Below are 19,409 nucleotides of genomic sequence, written 5' to 3' on the forward strand. Positions count from 1 at the left end.
GGAACCCCATGACCACCAACGCAAGCGACATCAAGCCCGTCCTGTTCGTCGTCAGCAGCAATGCCGTCAAGGGCGCGACCGGCATCCCCACCGGCTACAACCTGGCCGAAGTCACGCACCCGCTGGAAAAACTGCAGGCGGCGGGCATCGCGGTGGAGTTCGCCTCGCCGAAAGGCGGCGACGCCCCGCTCGACGGCCTCGAGGACATGAACGACCCCGTCATCGCCCGCTACTGGGCCGACGCCGATTTCCGCCACGCCATCGCCCACACGCTGCCGCTGGACAACGTCGATCCGGCGCGCTATTCGGCCATCTTCTTCGCCGGCGGCCACGGCACGATGTGGGACTTCCCCGACAACGCCGCCGCGCAAAACGCCATCCGCGCGATCGACGCGGCCGGCGGCATCGTCTCGGCCGTCTGCCACGGACCGGCGGCGCTGGTCAACGCCCGCCGCGCCGATGGCACCCTGCTGGTGGCCGGCAAGCGCCTGGCCGCCTTCACCAACGGCGAGGAGGAAGAGGTGCAATCGACCCATGTCGTGCCCTTCCTGCTGGCGAGCACGCTCAACGAGCGCGGCGCGCACCACCAGAACGCCGCCAACTGGGCCGACAACGTGGTCGTCGACGGCCGCTTGATCACGGGTCAAAATCCGCAATCGGCCGCCAGCCTGGGCGTAGCGCTGCGCGACGCCTTGCTGGCTTAACGGAAAATACGGGAGGACGGCATGAAACTGATCTGTGTCGAAGAGCACGTGCTCGATCCCGCCATCGGCGCGGCCACCCAGGCGCTGGCCCTGGCGCAGGCGCCCTATCTGCCCGACTGGGGCAGCCGCGTGACCGACGGCGCGCACGTGGCCCACCCCGGCCGGCCGCACGTCATCGCCGCCAGCGAATCGACCCGCAAGGGGCTGGAGATGGGCGCGCCTCGCCTGGCCGACATGGACGGCGCCGGCATCACCATGCAGGTGCTGTCCTATGGCGGCTTTCCGCAGCTGTTGCCCGACGCGCAATCGATCGATCTGAACCGCGCCGCCAACGACCGGCTGGCCCAGGCCGCGCAAGCGCACCCGACGCGCTTCGCCGGCTTCGCCACGTTGCCGTGGCAGGCGCCGGAGGCGGCGGCGCGCGAGCTGGAGCGGGCCGTCAAGCAGCTCGGCCTGAAGGGCGCGCTGATCAACGGCCGTCCCGGCGACGGCTTCCTCGACGACCCGCGCTACGCGCCCATCCTCGCCGCCTTCGACGAACTGAAGGTGCCGTTGTACGTCCATCCCGGCCTGCCGCTGCCGGCGGTCCAGGCGCCCTACTACGGCGGCTTCGAGCGCGAACTCGGCGCGCGGCTGGCGATGTTCGCCTGGGGCTGGCACAACGAGGCCGGCATCCAGGTCGTGCGCATGCTGTTCGCCGGCGCGTTCGACCGCCACCCGGGACTGCAGGTGATCAGCGGCCACTGGGGCGAAATGGTGCCGTTCTTCCTGCAACGGCTGGAAGACTCGATTCCGCAGGAAGCTTCCGGCCTCGCGCGGCCGATCGTACAAACCTATCGTGAACACGTCTACGTTTCGCCCAGCGGCATGCTGACGATGCCGCACTTCCAGTTCATTCATGCGATGATGGGGGCGGAGCGCATCCTGTACTCGATCGACTATCCTTATCAAAGCTTGGACGGGGCGCGCGATTTCATCGAGCGCCTGCCGGTGAGCGACGCGGACAAGGCGCTGATCGCCCACGGCAACGCCGAGCGGCTGCTGGGGCTGTGATCGGATTGAGAGGAGCGTCCATGACGCAAGCAATGGAAGACCGGGCCGCCATGGCGAGATCGGTCAGGCGGCGGCGCGCATGCGTGTTCTGCATCGCGGCGGCCTCGCTGCTTCCCGCCGGCCCGATGGCGGTGGCCGGGAACACCCCTGATGCGAAGGAAAACCCCGTGCCCCACATCCGCTGGTCGGAGCTGCAGATCGACCCGGCCCAACTGGATCGCTTCGCGGTGCAGGCGAATGAAAATATCCGCCAAACGCGGCGCACGGAGCCGGGAGTCACCGCGTTTTACTCGGCCGCCGAAAAAGATCGGCCGGATCGCGTCCGCGTGCTGGAGATTTATGCCGATGCCGACGCTTATCAGAACCATCTGCACACACCACACTTTCAAAAATTTCATTCCGCCACAAGCCGGATGGTGGTCGAGCATAAACTTTTTGAAGCCGTTCCCGTGAAGCTCGGCGCCAAGCCGGGGTTGCCGCCGGCCGGCGTTCAGGTGCGCATCGCCGAGCTGGTCATCGATCCGGCAAAGCTCGACGCCTACAAGGCGGCTGTGGTTGAAGAGATCGACGCTTCGATCCGCGTCGAACCGGGCGTCTTCGCGATCTACGCGGTGGCCTTGAAAGACCAGCCGAATCACCTGCGGTTCTTCGAAATCTACGCCGACGAACAGGCCTACCAGCACCACCGCGCGACGCCGCACTTCCAAAAATACGTCAACGCGACGCAAAGCGCGATCACGGCGCGGCGCCTTATCGAAACCGCGCCGACCGGAAAATAAAAAAACCGGGCAGCGAGCGGGGATCACCCACTAGCTCCCGGCTGGGAAGCGAACGTTCCGTGCCTGCCGATTAACGTGGCAGGTCGGAATAGCCCATCAGGAACTCGTCGACCGCGCGCGCGCACTGGCGGCCTTCGCGGATCGCCCACACCACCAGCGATTGGCCGCGGCGCACGTCGCCGGCGGCAAACACTTTCGGTGCGGAAGTCTTGTAGCAACCCTCGCCATCGGTGGTGGCCTTGGCGTTGCCGCGCGCATCCTTGTCGATGCCGAACGCGTCGAGCACGTTGGCGACCGGCGACACGAAGCCCATCGCCAGCAGCACCAGGTCGGCCTTCATTTCGAATTCCGAGTTCGGCACTTCGCTCATCTTGCCGTCTTTCCACTCGACGCGGCAGGCGATCAACTTCTCGACCTTGCCGCCCTTGCCTTCCAGACGCTTGGTGGCGACCGCCCAATCGCGCTCGCAACCTTCCTCGTGCGACGACGAGGTGCGCAGCTTGGTCGGCCAGTACGGCCACACCAGCGGCTTGTTCTCTTGCTCCGGCGGCATGGGCATCAGCTCGAACTGGGTCACCGAGGCGGCGCCGTGGCGGTTCGAGGTGCCGACGCAGTCGGAACCGGTGTCGCCGCCGCCGATGACGACCACGTGCTTGCCGGTGGCCTTCAGTTGATCCTTGACCTTGTCGCCGGCGTTGACCTTGTTTTGCAGCGGCAGGAAGTCCATCGCGAAATGCACGCCCTTCAGTTCGCGCCCCGGCACCGGCAGGTCGCGCGGCTGCTCGGCGCCGCCGGCCAGGATGACCGCGTCAAATTCTTTTTCCAGGTCTTCAGGGAAAATGGTTTCCTTGGCCCAGTTGTTGACGTTGGCCGGGAAGTCCTTGCCCACCAACACGCTGGTGCGGAACACGACGCCTTCGGCTTCCATCTGCTTGATACGGCGGTCGATGTGCGACTTTTCCATCTTGAAATCTGGAATGCCGTAGCGCAGCAGGCCGCCGACGCGGTCGCTCTTCTCGAACACGGTGACGGCGTGGCCGGCGCGCGCCAGCTGCTGCGCCGCCGCCAGGCCTGCGGGGCCGGAGCCGACCACGGCCACTTTCTTGCCGGTCTGGTGGGCGGCGGGCTGCGGCACGACCCAGCCATGTTCCCAGCCCTCGTCGATGATCTTGTGCTCGATCGACTTGATGCCGACCGGATCATTGTTGATGCCCAGGGTACAGGCCGACTCGCACGGCGCCGGGCAGATGCGGCCGGTGAATTCCGGGAAGTTGTTGGTCGAATGCAAGGTATCGAGCGCTTCGCGGTAGTTGCCGCGATAAACCAGATCGTTCCAGTCCGGGATGATGTTGTTGACCGGGCAGCCCGTGTTGCAGAACGGGATGCCGCAATCCATGCAGCGCGCGCCCTGCACCTTGGCCTGCTCGTTGGTCAGGGTGATGACGAACTCGGAATAGTTCTTCAAACGCGCCGCTGGTGGCAGATAGCCCTCGTCCTGGCGCTGGAATTCCATGAAACCGGTGATTTTACCCACGATAAATCCTTAAATATGTTCGGTCAGAGGTCGACTGCGGCTCAGGCGGCGATCGGCTGGACGGAGGCGGCTTCGTTCGCCACGTCCTCGGCCATCTCGGCCAGGGCGCGTTTGTATTCGCTTGGGAATACCTTGACGAACTTGCTGCGGCCATCGGCCCAGTTGTCCAGCAACAGACGGGCGCGCGTGCTGCCGGTGTGCTTGAAGTGACGCTCGATCAAGCGCTTCAGGATCACCTCGTCCGCTTCCGCGCCGTTGTCCTTGTGCTGGATGTGCCATGTGGCCTTGTCCGCTTCCTGCTGCTTGGCGGTCAGCACCGGCTCCAGGGTCACCATCGCGGTGTTGCAGCGCGATTCGAAATCGCCGTCCGGGTCGTACACGTAGGCGATGCCGCCCGACATGCCCGCCGCGAAGTTGCGTCCGGTGCAGCCCAGCACGACGACGGTGCCGCCGGTCATGTATTCGCAACCGTGGTCGCCGGTGCCCTCGACGATCGCCGTGGCGCCCGAGTTGCGCACCGCGAAACGCTCGCCGGCCACGCCGTTGAAGAAGGCTTCGCCGCTGATCGCGCCGTACAGCACCGTGTTACCGATGATGATGTTGTTGACGGCCCAGCCGCGGAACTCGGTGTTCGGACGCACGATGATGCGGCCGCCCGACAAGCCCTTGCCGACGTAATCGTTGCCTTCGCCCACCAGGTCGATGGTGATGCCGTGCGCCAGGAAGGCGCAGGCCGATTGACCCGCCGTGCCCTGCAGCTGGATGTGGATGGTGTCGTCCGGCAAACCGGCGTGGCCGTAGCGCTTGGCCACTTCGCCCGACAGCATGGTGCCGACGGTGCGGTTGACGTTGCGCACCGGCGAGATGAACGAGACGCGCTCGCCCTTCTCCAGCGCGGCCTTGGCTTGCGCGATCAGCTTGTGGTCGAGCGCCTTGTCGAGGCCGTGATCCTGCTCCATCGTGTGATAGATCGAATGGCCGTCCTGCACTTCCGGCTGGTAGAAGATGGCGCTGAAGTCCAGGCCCTTGGCCTTCCAGTGCGTGATCGCCTTCGATTTGTCCAGCAGGTCGACGCGGCCGATCAGCTCGTCATAGGTGCGGATGCCCAGTTGCGCCATCAGCTGGCGGGCTTCCTCGGCGACGAAGAAGAAGTAGTTGACCACGTATTCCGGCTTACCGGAGAACTTGGCGCGCAGCACAGGGTCCTGCGTGGCGACGCCGACCGGGCAGGTGTTCAGGTGGCATTTGCGCATCATGATGCAACCCTCGACCACCAGCGGCGCGGTGGCGAAGCCGATTTCATCGGCGCCCAGCATGGCGGCGATGACGACGTCGCGGCCGGTGCGCATCTGGCCGTCGGCCTGGACGCGGATGCGGCTGCGCAGGCCGTTCAAGACCAGGGTCTGCTGCGTTTCGGCCAAGCCCAGCTCCCACGGCGTGCCGGCGTGCTTGACCGACGACAATGGCGAAGCGCCCGTGCCGCCGTCATGGCCGGCGACCACGACGTGGTCGGCCTTGGCCTTGGTGACGCCGGCGGCGACGGTGCCGATGCCCACTTCCGACACCAGCTTGACCGAGATCGAGGCGCGCGGGTTGGCGTTCTTCAGATCGTGGATCAGCTGCGCCAGGTCTTCGATCGAATAGATGTCGTGGTGTGGCGGCGGCGAGATCAGACCCACGCCCGGCACCGAGAAGCGCAGCGTGGCGATGTATTCCGACACTTTATGGCCGGGCAGCTGGCCGCCTTCGCCAGGCTTGGCGCCCTGGGCCATCTTGATCTGGATCTGGTCGGCCGAGTTCAGGTAGGCGGCGGTGACGCCGAAACGGCCCGAAGCCACCTGCTTGATGCGCGAGCGCAGCGAATCGCCCTCCTGCAACGGAATGTCGACCACCATCTGCTCTTTGCCCATGACCGAGGCCATGGTCTCGCCCTGCTTGATCTTGATGCCTTTCAGCTCCATCGTGTAGCGCGATGGATCCTCGCCGCCTTCGCCGGTGTTGGACTTGCCGCCGATGCGGTTCATCGCCACGGCCAGGGTCGCATGCGCCTCGGTCGAGATCGAACCCATCGACATCGCGCCGGTGGCGAAACGCTTGACGATTTCCTTGGCCGGCTCGACTTCCTCCAGCGGGATCGCCTTGGTCGGGTCCAGCTTGAACTCGAACAGGCCGCGCAAGGTCAGGTGGCGCTTGCTCTGGTCGTTGATGATCTGCGCGTACTCTTTATAGCTGGAGAAGTTGTTGCTGCGGGTCGAATGCTGCAGCTTCGCGATCGCGTCCGGGGTCCACAGGTGGTCCTCGCCGCGCACGCGGAAGGCGTACTCGCCGCCGGCGTCCAGATGGTTGGCCAGCACCGGATCGTCGCCGAAGGCCAGGTTGTGCAGGCGCAGCGCCTCCTCGGCCACTTCGAACACGCCGATACCTTCGACGTTCGAGGCGGTACCCTTGAAGTACTTGTCGACCAGCGACTTGTTCAGGCCGACGGCTTCGAAGATCTGCGCGCCGCAGTACGACATATAAGTGGAGATGCCCATCTTCGACATCACCTTCATCAAGCCCTTGCCGATGGCCTTGGTGTAGTTGTAGACGGCCTTGTCGCCGGACATATCGCCCGGCATGCCGTGCGCCAGCTCGACCAGGGTTTCCATCGCCAGGTACGGGTGGATCGCTTCGGCGCCGTAGCCTGCCAGCAGCGCGAAGTGGTGGGTCTCGCGGGCCGAACCGGTTTCGACGACCAGGCCGGTCGAGGCGCGCAGGCCCTTGCTGACCAGGTGCTGATGCACGGTCGATGTGGCCAGAAGCGCGGGGATGGCGACACGATCGACGCCGATCGAACGGTCCGAGACGATCAGGATGTTGTGGCCGGACTTGACGGCGTCGACCGCTTCCGCGCACAGCGAGGCCAGGCAGGCTTCAATGCCTTCCTTGCCCCAGCTCAGCGGGTAGCAGATGCTCAGCTCGTACGACTTGAACTTGCCGCCGGTGTGCGAGCTGATGCCGCGCAGGCGGGCCATGTCGTCGAAGCCGAGAATCGGCTGCGACACTTCCAGGCGCATCGGCGGATTGACGTTGTTGGTGTCCAGCAGGTTCGGTTTCGGGCCGATGAACGACACCAGCGACATCACCATCGCTTCGCGGATCGGGTCGATCGGCGGGTTGGTCACCTGGGCGAACAGCTGCTTGAAGTAGTTGTACAGCGGCTTGAGCTTGTTCGACATCACGGCCAGCGGCGAGTCGTTGCCCATCGAACCGGTCGCCTCTTCGCCGGCGGCGGCCATCGGCGCCATCAGGAACTTCAGGTCTTCCTGGGTGTAGCCGAATGCCTGCTGGCGGTCCAGCACGGACGCGACGGCTTTTTCGCCCGGCGCGGCGCTGTACTTGACGCGGTTGTGCGCCAGCTGGCTTTCGCTCAGCTTGATCTCGTTGAGCTTGATGCGCACGGCGTTGATCCACGCCTTGTACGGCTTGGCGTTGGCGTAGGTGTCCTTGAGCTCTTTATCGTCGATGATGCGGCCCGCTTCGAGGTCGATCAGGAACATCTTGCCCGGCTGCAGGCGCCATTTCTGGATGATTTTGGACTCCGGAATCGGCAACACGCCCGATTCCGACGCCATCACGACCAGATCGTCGTCGGTGACGATGTAACGCGCCGGACGCAATCCGTTGCGGTCCAGCGTGCCGCCGATATAGCGGCCGTCGGTGAAGGCCATGGCGGCCGGGCCGTCCCATGGTTCCATCATCGCGGCGTGATATTCGTAGAACGCGCGGCGATTGTCGTCCATCGTGCCGTGATTTTCCCAGGCTTCCGGAATCATCATCATCATCGCCTGGGCGATCGGATAGCCCGCCATCAGCAGCAGTTCGAGCGCGTTGTCGAAGCAGGCGGTGTCCGACTGGCCTTCATAGATCAGCGGGAACAGTTTCTGCAGGTCTTCGCCCAGCACGGCCGATTTCATCACGCCTTCGCGCGCGCGCATCCAGTTGAAGTTGCCTTTGACGGTGTTGATCTCGCCGTTGTGGGCGATCAGGCGGTACGGGTGGGCCAGCGGCCATTCCGGGAAGGTGTTGGTCGAGAAACGCTGGTGCACCAGCGCCAGCGCCGACACGCAGCGCGCGTCCTGCAGGTCCTTGTAGTACACGCCGACCTGGTCGGCCAGCAGCAGGCCTTTATAGACGATGGTGCGGGCCGACATCGAGGCGACGAAGAATTCCTTACCGTGCAGCAGCTTGAGCGCCTGGATGGCGTGGCCGGACGATTTGCGGATCACATACAGTTTGCGTTCCAGCGCGTCGGTCACCATGATGTCGGCGCCGCGGCCGATGAAGATCTGGCGGATCACCGGCTCTTTGGCGCGCACGGTTGGCGACATCGGCATGTCGCAGTCGACCGGCACGTTGCGCCAGCCCAGTACGACCTGGCCCTCGGCGCGCACGGCGCGCTCGATTTCCTGTTCACAGGCGATGCGGGAAGCGTTTTCCTTCGGCAGGAACACCATGCCGACGCCGTATTCGCCGGGCGGCGGCAGTTCCACGCCTTGCTTGGCCATCTCGTCGCGGTAGTACTGGTCCGGGATCTGGATCAGGATGCCAGCGCCGTCGCCCATCAGCGCGTCGGCGCCGACGGCGCCCCGGTGATCGAGGTTTTTCAGGATCAGCAGACCCTGTTCGACGATGGAGTGACTTTTATTTCCCTTGATGTGGGCGACGAATCCGACGCCACAGGCATCGTGTTCATTGGAAGGATCGTACAGACCTTGGGCTTTCATGTGGGTTCTCCGCTGGCAATTAGGCTAATGGAAACTAGAGTAGTGCAATGCAGCGTAAAAGACAACCATAACAAAGAGGGTCGGAGTCGAATTAATTTTTCCAGGGTCGCCGAAAACTTTAATTAGGGACAGAGTCAAGGAGGCTTTAAAAAAACCGCAGGAACGTTCGCTTCCTGCGGTTTGGCCGAATTAACTCAGGCGGATTCCGTCTTGATTTTGAATGGCCGCCCCCGTTTCGCCGGCAATACCTGGCGCTTGACCTTCTGTTGCAGTGCCGTCTTGAACTGGTCCGATCCCAGCGGCCACCCCTTCAGCAGCGCCTTGCTGATCGAGGCGATCTGCTCGGCCGTCAGCGGCGGTTCGCTCATGGCCGTATACGCGGCCTCGCGCTGGAACGGCGTGTTGCCGAGCGCCCAGAACTGCGCGTGGTCGACCACCAGGCCGTCCGAGCGGATGCCCGCGTGATGGCAATAGCTGGACCAGGGATAGTCCTCGGCGCGGCTGACGATGCCGTTGCGGACCGGATTGAACTCGATGTAACGGCTGCACAGCATGAAATATTCATCCGCGTCGATCAGCGAGGTTTTGTAGCGTCCGTTCCACAAAGTTCCACTGCGGCTATATTTTTGGTTGAAGTAGGGGACGTAGTAGCGGCCTATCCACTGCATCATCTGGCCCAGGCCGTTCTCATCGGACGGCGTGACCAGCAAATGGAGATGGTTGGGCATCAGGACGTAGGCGTGGACCGCCACTTTGTGGTTCTTGGCGGCGGTGCGCAGCCAGCCGTGGAAAGCTTGGTAATCCTCGGCATCATGGAAGATCAACTGGTCGTTGTTGCCGGTCTGGATGACGTGGTGCGGCTGGGCGGGGACGATCAGGCGTGGGAGACGGGCCATATAAGCTAACGGTAAATCCGCTCGTGTTCCACGTAGGGCGGATTAGGCGGAACGCCGTAATCCGCCATTTATGAGCCGTTGGCGGCGCACGCATTGGCGGATTACGCTGCGCTAATCCGCCCTACGTGTTTCCGGGGTTCCGGTGATTCCGGTGATCACATGGACCTCGTGTCGTCGAGCGGCGGTGAACGAATCCCCGATTCTACACCACTCTGTCCCCGATTATTCACGCGCGCAGCAAAAGCGGCGCGACTCTGTCCCTGTTTTTTCCGCCGGCGCTGGACAGCTGGAACACGCTGACCACCTTGGCCAGCGCGCCGCTCTGGTCCTCCAGCGCGGCCGACGCCGCCGCCGCCTCCTCGACCAGCGCCGCGTTCTGCTGCGTCACCTGGTCCATTTGCGCGATCGCACGGTTGATCTGCTCGATACCGGCCGTCTGTTCCACGCTGGCGGTGGTGATTTCACCGATGATATCGGTCACCCGGCCGACGTTGGCGACGATCTCGCGCATCGTGGTGCCGGCCTCGGCCACCAGCTTGGCGCCGGTCTCCACCTTGTTGACCGAATCGCTGATCAGGGTTTTGATTTCCTTGGCCGCCGCCGCGCTGCGCTGGGCCAGGTTGCGCACCTCGGACGCCACCACCGCGAAGCCGCGCCCCTGCTCGCCGGCACGGGCCGCCTCGACGGCCGCGTTCAAGGCCAGGATGTTGGTCTGGAACGCAATGCCGTCGATCACGGCGATGATATCGACGATCTTGTGCGCCGACGCGTTAATCTCGGTCATGGTGTCGACCACCTGCTCGACCACGTTGCCGCCCTTGACGGCCACCTCGGACGCCGACAGCGCCAAGGTGTGCGCCTGGCGCGAGTTGTCGCCGTTCTGCTTGACGGTGGCGGTCAGCTCCTCCATCGACGACGCCGTCTGCTGCAGCGAGCTGGCCTGCTGCTCGGTGCGCGCCGACAGGTCCAGGTTGCCGTGGGCGATCTCGCCGGAGGCGGTGGCGATGGTGTCGGTGCCGCTGCGTACCTGGCCGACAATGTTGACCAGGCTGGCGTTCATGTCCTTCAGCGCCTGCAGCAGCAGGCCGGTCTCGTCCTTGCCGCGGACGTCGATCTTGCTGCTCAAATCACCGGCGGCCACGGTCTGCGCCACCGCCACCGCCTGGTGGATCGGGCGCGTGATCGACACCCCGATCACATAGGCGAACCAGGCGCCCAGCGCCAGCGCGCCGGCCGCCAGCGCCAGCAGGAACTGCTGGCCGGAACGGAACTGGGTCTGCACGTCGGCGGCCAGCTCGCGGCCGACGTCGGCCTCGTACTTGCCGATCTTGGCCACGCTGCTCAAGTAGGCGTCGAACTGCGGCTCCAGCCGGTCGTCGGCCAGGCGGCGCGCGGCGTCGATGTCGCCGCTCTTCTTCAGCTTGAACATGGCGTCGCGGCTGGCCGCATAGTCCTTGCGCACCGACGCGACGGCGGCGAGCAGCGCCTTTTCCTCGTCGCTGACGAGCATCGGTTCGAGTTGTTTCTGGATGGCGTTGACGCGCGCGCGGGTGGCGGCGGCTTTTTCGGTGATCGCCGGGGACTCGGCCGTTTCGGTGTTGCGGGCGAAGGCCAGCACGCCGATGCCGCTGATGCCGATCTGGTTGTGCCACTCGGCCGTCAGCCGCTCCTTGACGCTGGCGCTGCTGACCATTTCCTCGGTCAGGTCGCCGACCGATTGCAGGCGCCAGATGCCGGCCATGGCCATGCCGACGATGAGCAGCATGACCAGGCCGAAGCCGCCGGCCAGCCGCACCCCTATTTTCAAATCGGTGAAACGCATCGCAGTACTCCTCAAAAATCACAGGTTGAGGAGTCATACTACGATGAGGATGCCATACGGAAACTCACCAATTCTCACAATGCACTGAGCCAAATCAAATAAAACGATTTGCCCAGGACGGCTTGCGGGGAAAAAGGGGTTTTGCTCAGGACAGATTGAAGCTGGCCGAGAGGCTGTAGCCTTCGCCGTAGGCGCTGCGCAACGGCAGATCCTGGCCCAGGCCGGTGCGCGCCTTCTTGCGAAGGCGATACACCAGCATGTCGACGCGGCGTCCAGCGTCCGGATCGTCGCCGCCGATGCCGGCCACGATGACCTGGCGCGGCACGGGACGGGTGTTAATCGTCAGCAAGTGCAGGAAATTGCATTCCTTTTCCGTCAGCGTGATCGCCATGCCTTGCAGCTCGAGCTGGCGGGCGCTCACTTTCAGGGTCCACTTGCTCGGTAGCGGGATGGTTTCCTGCGGACCGACGCGGCGGTCAAGCGCCTCGATGTGCGCGGCCAGCTCGGGGAATTTGATCGGCTTGGTCAGGTAGTGGTCGGCGCCGAGGCGCAGACCGAGGATGCGGTTGTCGAAGGCGACGCGGCCGGTGAGCACGAGCAGGCCGATCTGCGGGTATAGCTGGCGCATGCGCGGAATCACGTTGAAGCCGTCCTCGTCGGGCAAGCCCAGGTCCAGCACCACCACGCCGACATTTCCCTGGCTCAGGGCCGACCACATATCGCTGGCGTTATTGGTGATGTGCACTTCGTGTTGTAGCTCAATCAGGAACTCCGCCATTTCTTCGGCGTAGTCCAGATTGTCTTCCACGATAAGTATTTGCGTCATTGATGCGCCATTTGATCGATTGTTGAGCTTTGCGCTCCTGCTGCTTCAGCTTGTATTCGGGGAATTATCACTGTTGCCACCCGGTCGCGCAAGGTTTTTCCCGGGGGCGGTAGCGACCGGCAGCCAAATCCGAAATTCCGCGCCGCTTTCAGAAACATTTCTGACCGTGACTGTGCCGCCGTGGACGTCGGCGATGGAGCGCGCCATGTACAGGCCCAGACCCGATCCGGCCACGCCGGAGGCGTTGCCGCCACGGTAAGCCTTGCCGAAGATTTTTTCCAGCTCGGCCTCCGGCACGCCGGCGCCGCCATCGCGCACCAGGAACTCGACGCCGCCCTCGGTTGCAATTTTGCCTATCAATTCTAACGGAGTATTGGCATCCGTGTATTTGATCGCATTGTCGACCAGGATTTCCAGGCACAGGCGGATGCCGTCGGGGTCGCAGCGCATCCATTGCGGTAGCGCCTCAACGCGCAGATCGACGCGATGGCGGCGGCCGCGCGCCTGCTCGGCCACCGATTGCAGCAGCGCGGCCGGCGAGATCTCGTCGGGCTGGCGCGCGCGGCCGATGCTGGCCATGCGCTCCGGCGACAGATACTCGTCCAGCATCGCCAGCATGCGGTCGACCGCCGTCTGGATCTTGCGGTAGCGCTTGCGGGTGCCTTCGTCGTGGTGGGCGCCGGTCATCTCCAGCCGCTGCACGGCGCCGTCGATGGTCGACAGCGGCGTGCGGAATTCGTGCGACAGCATGGAGGCGAATTTCTTTTGCTGCTCGGCCAGTTCGCGCCGCGCCGTCAGGTCGCGCACCACGCCGACCACCGTGACCGGCGCGCCGGCGTCGTCGAGTATCAAGGTGGAGTCGATTTCGACCGGCACCACGCGGCCGTCGGCGTGCGCCAATTCGGCCTCGCGCACCAGGTGGCGGCTGCTGCCGTCGCCGTCGGCGAAACGGGCCAGGCGCGGCGCCAGATCGCCCAGCAGGCAGGCCGCCATGGTGTCGGCGGTGGCCAGCGTGTAGCCGAACTGGCGCTCGGCTGAGGGGCTGAGCCAGGCCAGCCGCAGGCTGGCGCAATCGGCCATCCAGCTGACTTCGGCGCTGTGGTCGAGCAGCAGGCGGTAGCGCGCCTCGTTCGCCCGCGACAGCGCCAACGCCGCCTGCAACTCGCCGACCGTCGCCTCGACCTTTGCCATTCCCTACTCCACCAGCGGCGCGAAGATCTGCTGCAGATCCTCTTGCGTGAGCGCCATTTTCTGCGACTCGCCCTCGGCCAGGATCGATTGCGCCAGGTCGGATTTTTTCTGCTGCAGCACCTGGATCTTTTCTTCCAAGGTGCCTTTGGCGATCAGCTTGTAAACGAACACCGGTTTGTCCTGGCCAATGCGCCAGGCGCGGTCGGTGGCTTGGTTCTCGGCCGCCGGATTCCACCACGGATCGTAGTGGATCACCGTGTCGGCCGCCGTCAGGTTCAGGCCGACGCCGCCCGCCTTCAGGCTGATCAGGAAGATCGGCACCGCGCCCTGCTGGAAGGCCGCCACCTGCGCGCTGCGGTCCTTGGTGTCGCCGGTCAACAGCGCGTAAGGGATGTCGCGCGCCTCGAGCTCCTGCTCGATCAGCTCGAGCATGCTGGTGAACTGCGAGAACACCAGGATCTTGCGGTTTTCCTCCAGCAAATCCTCGACCATCTGCATCAGGTCGATCAGCTTGGCCGAGCCGGCCGTCTGCTTCTTCGACGGCAAGGACTTGACCAGGCGCGGATCGCAACACACCTGGCGCAGCTTGAGCAGCGCCTCGAGGATGACGATCTGGCTGCGCGCCACGCCTTTGCGGTCGATTTCCTCGCGTACCTTTTGGTCCATCGCCAGACGCACGGTCTCGTACAGGTCGCGCTGGGCGCCGGTCAGCTCGACCTTGCGCACCATCTCCGTCTTCGGCGGCAACTCCTTGGCCACGTTGTCCTTGGTCCGGCGCAGCAGGAAAGGCTTGATGCGGCGGTTCAGCAGCGCGCGGCGCATCGGATCGTCCTGGCGCTCGATCGGGTGGCGGAACACGCTGTTGAAGCCCTTCTCGTCGCCCAGCAGGCCGGGCAGCAGGAAGTGGAACTGCGACCACAGCTCGCCCAGATGGTTTTCCAGCGGCGTGCCGGACAGGCACAGGCGGTGGCGCGCGCGCAGCAGGCCGGCGCTTTGCGCGGCCTTGGAGCGGGTGTTCTTGATGTAGTGCGACTCGTCCAGGATGACCAGGTGGAAATCGTGCTCGCGCAGTTTTTCCTCGTCGCGCGGCAACAGCGCGTAGGTGGTCAGCACCAGGTCGGCCTCGTCGATCTGGTCGAACTGGCCCATACGGTCCTTGCCTTGCAACAGCAGCACGCGCAGGCTGGGCGCGAAACGGGCCGCCTCCTCCTGCCAGTTGCCCATCAGGCTGGTCGGCGCGATCACCAGCGCCGGCGCGGTCAGGCGGCCGGCCTCTTTTTCGATCAGGATGTGGGCCAGGGTTTGCACCGTCTTGCCCAGGCCCATGTCATCGGCCAGGATGCCGGCGAAGCCGTATTCGCGCAGGAACTGCATCCACGACAAGCCATCGGTCTGGTAGTCGCGCAGGGTCGCCTGCAGGCCGGCCGGCGTGGCGACCTTTTTGACTTCGCCGAACTGGTTCAGGCGCGCGCCCATTTCGCGCAGCTCGTCGCCGCCGTTCCAGTTCAGTTCGACGTTGCGGGCCAGCTCGTCCAGACGCGCGGCGTCCAGTGTGGCCATGCGCAGCGAGGTCTTGATCTTGTCGCTGAAATACAGCTCGCCCAAGGTCGACAGGATGGGCTTGATCCGCGCCCACGGCAGCGCCACGCGCGCGCCGTCGGCCAAGGTGGCCAGCATCTGGTCCTCGTCGCCGTGGCTGGCGATCGCTTTCGGATTGAAATCGTTGGGCGCGTTGCGTATCAATTGCACCAGCACCGGCAGCAGCGGCACGCGCTCCTGGTTGACCATGATGCCCAGCTCCAGTTCGAACCAGGCGCGGCCGCCGTCGGCCGGATCTTCCGTCACGTCGGCGTACCAGTCGCCGACCTCGGTGACGTCGTAGCGGTATTTGGTGGTCTTTTCGACTTTCCAGCCGCCTTCCTTCAGCGCATCGATGCCGTCGCGGGCGAAGCGTATCCATTCGGCCTGGCTGGGCAACAGCAGCCCGCCTTTGACGCTGCTCAGCGGCAACGCGGTCGGCGCGTGGAAGTGGCGCTCGTTGAGCAAGGCCAGCGCCTGCTCCTCGGCGGCGGCGTCGCGCTGGATGATCTCGGTGACTTCGCCCTTCTGGCGCACCACGCGCTGCGATGGATCGAAGGACACGCGCTCGCCGTCGTAATCGAACGACAGCACGGCGAAATCGTGCCAGCGCTGCAAGGAGCCGTCGGCCAGCATCGCCGCGTCCAACGTCAGCACCGGGCGCGGCTTGACGTCGTCGCGCACCCGCTGCGGCAGCGGCTGCGGCAGCGGCATCAGCTGTTGCAGGCCGTGCGCCAGCAGCAGTTGCGACACGCGCATCTTGTCGTTGGCCGTCAGCAGCGGCGCCTGCGCCACCAGCGCCTGCAGATCCGCCAGCGGAATCGAGGCGCCGCCCTGGTTCAGTTGCAGCACGCCGCAGGACAGGTTGTCGATGTACCAAGGCGGATCGGTCGGCAGCATGTAATCGACCTGGTCGGCGCCATTGCTGGGAACGCGCGCGCCCGGCGGCGGCTGCACCTGCCAGCCGAGGCGCAGTCCCTTGCCCTCTTCGCGCCAGGCCAGATTGGCTTCGCGCAACACACCACCCTTCAGCGGATACACCAGGCCGTTGCCGACGTCGGCCCACGAGTTTGCCCACAGCAATTTATCCTGCTCGGCCAGCATCTGCAGCAGCGCCGCGCCGATCTTGCCGCGCGGCTCGGTGGCCGAGCCGGTCTGCGAATTCTGGCCGCTGCGCATGGCGACAAAGAAACGGATCAAATCCTCGTCGCCGGGCGCCAGGAAGGTCGGCGGCGCCGACAGCAGCGAGAACACCTCGCTGACCGGGGTGGCGGCGGCGACGTCGCCGTTCGAGCGCAGCCGCGCCTTGTACAGGCACAGCGCCACGTGGCGGCCGCCGCTGGTGGGCGCCATCACGTAGATCAGGCGGTACTGGGTTTGTTTCGGATCGCTATCGACCGGCGGCGCGGTCAGCTTGGCTTTGGGATGCGCGGCGGCGTCCACCCGTTGCAACCAGGTGGCCACCGCGTACGACAATTGGTTCGCGGGCGGCGGCGGAAGGCGCGTTGGAACAGCCGGAGCCGCAGGAGCGGCTGGCTTGGCGGGAACCTCGTCGGTGGCGTCGTCGCGGGTAAAATCCATAGGTCGCATTGTTGTTCAAAGATGGTTCAAAAACGGCAACAGGCGATATTATCCGCCATACACGCGTTCGTGTTTGCGGATTCTTTTGAAAAACCCGCGTGCTTATGTGCCTTTGGTGTCTTTAGACGCCTCAAACACGGTTCAATATTTGCGGTTCGGCTATATCTTCGTCCATTTGGACTGTCAAGACTGGCACAATCGCGCCGATTGCGTATCATTCCGGGCTTGACCGCTAAGGAATGACCCACATGCTGCCTTCCATCGAACAACGCCTCGCCCTCGAACTGGCCGCTAAACCGGTCCAGGTCGCCGCCGCCATCGCCCTGCTGGACGAAGGCGCCACCGTCCCCTTCATCGCCCGCTACCGCAAGGAGGCCACCGGCGGCCTCGACGACATCCAGCTGCGCCTGCTCGAAGAGCGCCTGCGCTACCTGCGCGAGCTGGAGGACCGCCGCGCCGCCATCGTGGCCTCCATCACCGAACAGAACAAAATGACGCCGGCCTTATTAGATGCTGTCATGCATGCGGAAGACAAGACCCGGTTGGAAGACTTATATCTTCCATACAAACAAAAACGCCGGACCAAAGCGCAAATCGCCATCGAAGCGGGCCTCGCGCCGCTGGCCGACAGCCTGCTGGCCAACCCCGAACTGACTCCCGAAACGGAAGCCACCCGCTTCCTGCGCGAACCGTTCACCACCGCCGACGGCAACAATCCCGGCGTCGCCGACACCAAGGCCGCGCTCGACGGCGCCCGTCAAATCCTGATGGAACGCTTCGCCGAGGACGCCACCCTGCTGCAGTCGTTGCGCGAATACGTACAAGAGCATGGCATTGTTGAATCGAAGGTTATTGAAGGAAAGCAAGACGAGGGCGAAAAATTCGCCGATTACTTCGATTATTCGGAAACCATCGCCACCGTGCCGTCGCACCGCGCGCTGGCGCTGATGCGCGGCCGCCGCGAAGGCATCCTCGACGTCACCCTGCGGCTCGACACCGAGGCCGAGAAGCCGAAGTGGGACGCACCGCACAATCCGTGCGAGGGCCGCATCGCCGCCCGCTTCGGCATCAAGAACCAGGGCCGCGCGGCCGACAAATGGCTGGCCGACACGGCGCGCTGGACCTGGCGCGTGAAAAGCTTCATGCACCTGGAAACCGAGCTGATGGGCGCGCTGCGCGAGCGTTCGGAACTGGACGCCATCAATGTCTTCGCCACCAACCTGAAAGCCTTGCTGCTGGCCGCGCCGGCCGGCCAGCGCGCCACCATGGGCCTGGACCCGGGCCTGCGCACGGGCGTCAAGGTGGCGGTGGTCGACGCCACCGGCAAGGTGGTCGACACCGCCGTCATCTATCCGCACCAGCCGAAGAACGACTGGGACGGCTCGCTGCACATCCTGGGACGCCTGGCCGCCAAGCACAACGTCTCGCTGATTTCGATCGGCAACGGCACCGCCTCGCGCGAAACCGACAAGCTGGCGCAGGACCTGATCAAGCAACATCCGGAACAGAAAATGACCAAGATCGTCGTCTCGGAAGCGGGCGCGTCGGTGTACTCGGCGTCCGAATTCGCCTCGCGCGAACTGCCGGACATGGACGTGTCGCTGCGCGGCGCCGTCTCGATCGCGCGCCGGCTGCAGGATCCGCTGGCCGAGCTGGTCAAGATCGACCCGAAATCGATCGGCGTCGGCCAATACCAGCACGACGTCTCGCAGACCCAGCTGGCGCGCTCGCTCGACGCCGTGGTCGAGGATTGCGTCAACGCCGTCGGCGTGGACGTCAACACCGCCTCGGCGCCGCTGCTGGCGCGCGTGTCGGGCTTGTCGACGTCGGTGGCCCAGGCCATCGTCTCGTACCGGGATGTGAAGGGCGCGTTCCCGTCACGCGCCGCGCTCAAATCGGTGCCGCGCCTGGGCGACAAAACGTTCGAACAGGCGGCCGGCTTCCTGCGCGTGATGGGCGGCGAGAATCCGCTGGACGCCTCGGCGGTGCACCCGGAATCGTACCCGCTGGTCGAGAAAATCCTCGGCGACATCAAGAAGGACATCAAGGCCGTCATCGGCGAGACCGCGCTGATCAAGAGCCTCAACCCGGCCAAGTACGCCGACGATAAATTCGGCGTGCCGACCATCACCGATATTTTGAAGGAGCTGGAAAAGCCCGGCCGCGATCCGCGTCCCGAGTTCACCACCGCCACCTTCAAGGACGGCGTCGAAGAGATCCGCGACCTGCGTCCGGACATGATCCTCGAAGGCGTGGTCACCAACGTCGCCGCCTTCGGCGCCTTCGTCGATATCGGCGTGCACCAGGACGGCCTGGTGCATATCTCGGCCCTGTCGAACACGTTCGTGAAAGACCCGCACACGGTGGTCAAAGCCGGCCAGGTCGTCAAAGTGAAGGTGCTGGAAGTGGACGAAAAGCGCAAGCGCATCGCCTTGACGATGCGCCTGACGGACAGCGCCCCGCAAGCCGGCGCCCAACCGCAGCAGCGCGGCGACCGCACGGACCGCAAGAGCATGGGCCAGCACCAGAAGCAAACCGCGCGCGCCGAGCCGATCGGCGGCAGCATGGCGGCCGCGTTCGCCAAACTGCGCGGCTAGGGAAAGTGTCGGGGCCAGACCCCGACATTAGCCACCGACATCGACTTTCATCTAAACCACGTAGGGCGGATTAGCGCAGCGT

At 64.7% G+C, this 19,409-nt stretch carries 11 protein-coding genes; 4 read left to right on the top strand and 7 right to left on the bottom strand.

Going from position 1 to position 19,409, the window contains the following annotated elements; all coding sequences use genetic code 11:
• Positions 1-8: 8 nt before the first annotated feature.
• From MRBLMU1_RS24705 to MRBLMU1_RS24715, 3 genes are read left to right on the top strand one after another with little or no spacing between them, the layout of a single operon-like run.
• Entirely contained in the window at positions 9-704 is a 696-nt protein-coding gene (locus MRBLMU1_RS24705; protein WP_363507200.1) for a type 1 glutamine amidotransferase domain-containing protein, read from the top strand.
• A 21-nt stretch (positions 705-725) separates the two neighbouring features.
• The gene (locus MRBLMU1_RS24710; RefSeq protein WP_363507203.1) at positions 726-1,757 is read left to right on the top strand and encodes an amidohydrolase family protein; all 1,032 of its coding nucleotides are present in this window, start codon (positions 726-728) and stop codon (positions 1,755-1,757) included.
• A gap of 20 nt (positions 1,758-1,777) precedes the next feature.
• A complete protein-coding gene (locus MRBLMU1_RS24715) occupies positions 1,778-2,536 on the top strand; it encodes a putative quinol monooxygenase (RefSeq protein ID WP_363507206.1) in 759 nt (252 codons plus the stop codon).
• Between the two features lie 70 nt (positions 2,537-2,606).
• Here MRBLMU1_RS24715 and MRBLMU1_RS24720 read toward each other — a convergent pair whose 3' ends face one another.
• From MRBLMU1_RS24720 to MRBLMU1_RS24750, 7 genes are all read right to left on the bottom strand, one after another.
• Positions 2,607-4,070: a glutamate synthase subunit beta gene (locus MRBLMU1_RS24720; RefSeq protein ID WP_363507209.1), complete on the bottom strand. Its 1,464-nt coding sequence runs from the start codon at positions 4,068-4,070 to the stop codon at positions 2,607-2,609.
• Positions 4,071-4,111: 41 nt separating this feature from the next.
• Positions 4,112-8,836, bottom strand: a complete 4,725-nt coding sequence (locus MRBLMU1_RS24725) for a glutamate synthase-related protein (protein WP_363507212.1) — start codon at positions 8,834-8,836, stop codon at positions 4,112-4,114.
• A 194-nt stretch (positions 8,837-9,030) separates the two neighbouring features.
• Positions 9,031-9,732 carry an REP-associated tyrosine transposase gene (locus MRBLMU1_RS24730; RefSeq protein WP_363507214.1) on the bottom strand — a complete coding sequence of 234 codons (702 nt, stop codon included), beginning with the start codon at positions 9,730-9,732 and terminating at the stop codon, positions 9,031-9,033.
• Between the two features lie 226 nt (positions 9,733-9,958).
• A complete protein-coding gene (locus MRBLMU1_RS24735; RefSeq protein WP_363507216.1) occupies positions 9,959-11,554 on the bottom strand; it encodes a methyl-accepting chemotaxis protein in 1,596 nt (531 codons plus the stop codon).
• 145 nt (positions 11,555-11,699) lie between these two features.
• Positions 11,700-12,380: a response regulator transcription factor gene (locus MRBLMU1_RS24740; protein ID WP_090324465.1), complete on the bottom strand. Its 681-nt coding sequence runs from the start codon at positions 12,378-12,380 to the stop codon at positions 11,700-11,702.
• Between the two features lie 45 nt (positions 12,381-12,425).
• Positions 12,426-13,571 (bottom strand): PAS domain-containing sensor histidine kinase, encoded by a 1,146-nt coding sequence (locus MRBLMU1_RS24745; protein ID WP_363507218.1) that lies wholly within the window; start codon positions 13,569-13,571, stop codon positions 12,426-12,428.
• Between the two features lie 3 nt (positions 13,572-13,574).
• Complete coding sequence (locus MRBLMU1_RS24750; protein ID WP_363507220.1) at positions 13,575-16,730, bottom strand: DEAD/DEAH box helicase; 3,156 nt, start codon at positions 16,728-16,730, stop codon at positions 13,575-13,577.
• Between the two features lie 248 nt (positions 16,731-16,978).
• Between MRBLMU1_RS24750 and MRBLMU1_RS24755 the strand changes: the two genes are divergently transcribed.
• A complete protein-coding gene (locus MRBLMU1_RS24755) occupies positions 16,979-19,327 on the top strand; it encodes a Tex family protein (RefSeq protein WP_363507222.1) in 2,349 nt (782 codons plus the stop codon).
• The last annotated feature ends 82 nt before the right edge of the window (positions 19,328-19,409 follow it).

The sequence above is a fragment of the Burkholderia sp. LMU1-1-1.1 genome (genome assembly GCF_040675865.1).
In the GTDB taxonomy this organism is placed as follows: Bacteria; Pseudomonadota; Gammaproteobacteria; order Burkholderiales; family Burkholderiaceae_D; genus Rugamonas.

Bases quoted from the DNA above. Each gene is read 5' to 3' on its own strand.
- MRBLMU1_RS24705 (WP_363507200.1), top strand. From the start codon at position 9: ATGACCACCAACGCAAGCGACATCAAGCCCGTCCTGTTCGTCGTCAGC.
- MRBLMU1_RS24710 (WP_363507203.1), top strand. From the start codon at position 726: ATGAAACTGATCTGTGTCGAAGAGCACGTGCTCGATCCCGCCATCGGC.
- MRBLMU1_RS24715 (WP_363507206.1), top strand. From the start codon at position 1,778: ATGACGCAAGCAATGGAAGACCGGGCCGCCATGGCGAGATCGGTCAGG.
- MRBLMU1_RS24725 (WP_363507212.1), bottom strand. From the start codon at position 8,836: ATGAAAGCCCAAGGTCTGTACGATCCTTCCAATGAACACGATGCCTGT.
- MRBLMU1_RS24730 (WP_363507214.1), bottom strand. From the start codon at position 9,732: ATGGCCCGTCTCCCACGCCTGATCGTCCCCGCCCAGCCGCACCACGTC.
- MRBLMU1_RS24735 (WP_363507216.1), bottom strand. From the start codon at position 11,554: ATGCGTTTCACCGATTTGAAAATAGGGGTGCGGCTGGCCGGCGGCTTC.
- MRBLMU1_RS24740 (WP_090324465.1), bottom strand. From the start codon at position 12,380: ATGACGCAAATACTTATCGTGGAAGACAATCTGGACTACGCCGAAGAA.
- MRBLMU1_RS24745 (WP_363507218.1), bottom strand. From the start codon at position 13,571: ATGGCAAAGGTCGAGGCGACGGTCGGCGAGTTGCAGGCGGCGTTGGCG.
- MRBLMU1_RS24750 (WP_363507220.1), bottom strand. From the start codon at position 16,730: ATGGATTTTACCCGCGACGACGCCACCGACGAGGTTCCCGCCAAGCCA.
- MRBLMU1_RS24755 (WP_363507222.1), top strand. From the start codon at position 16,979: ATGCTGCCTTCCATCGAACAACGCCTCGCCCTCGAACTGGCCGCTAAA.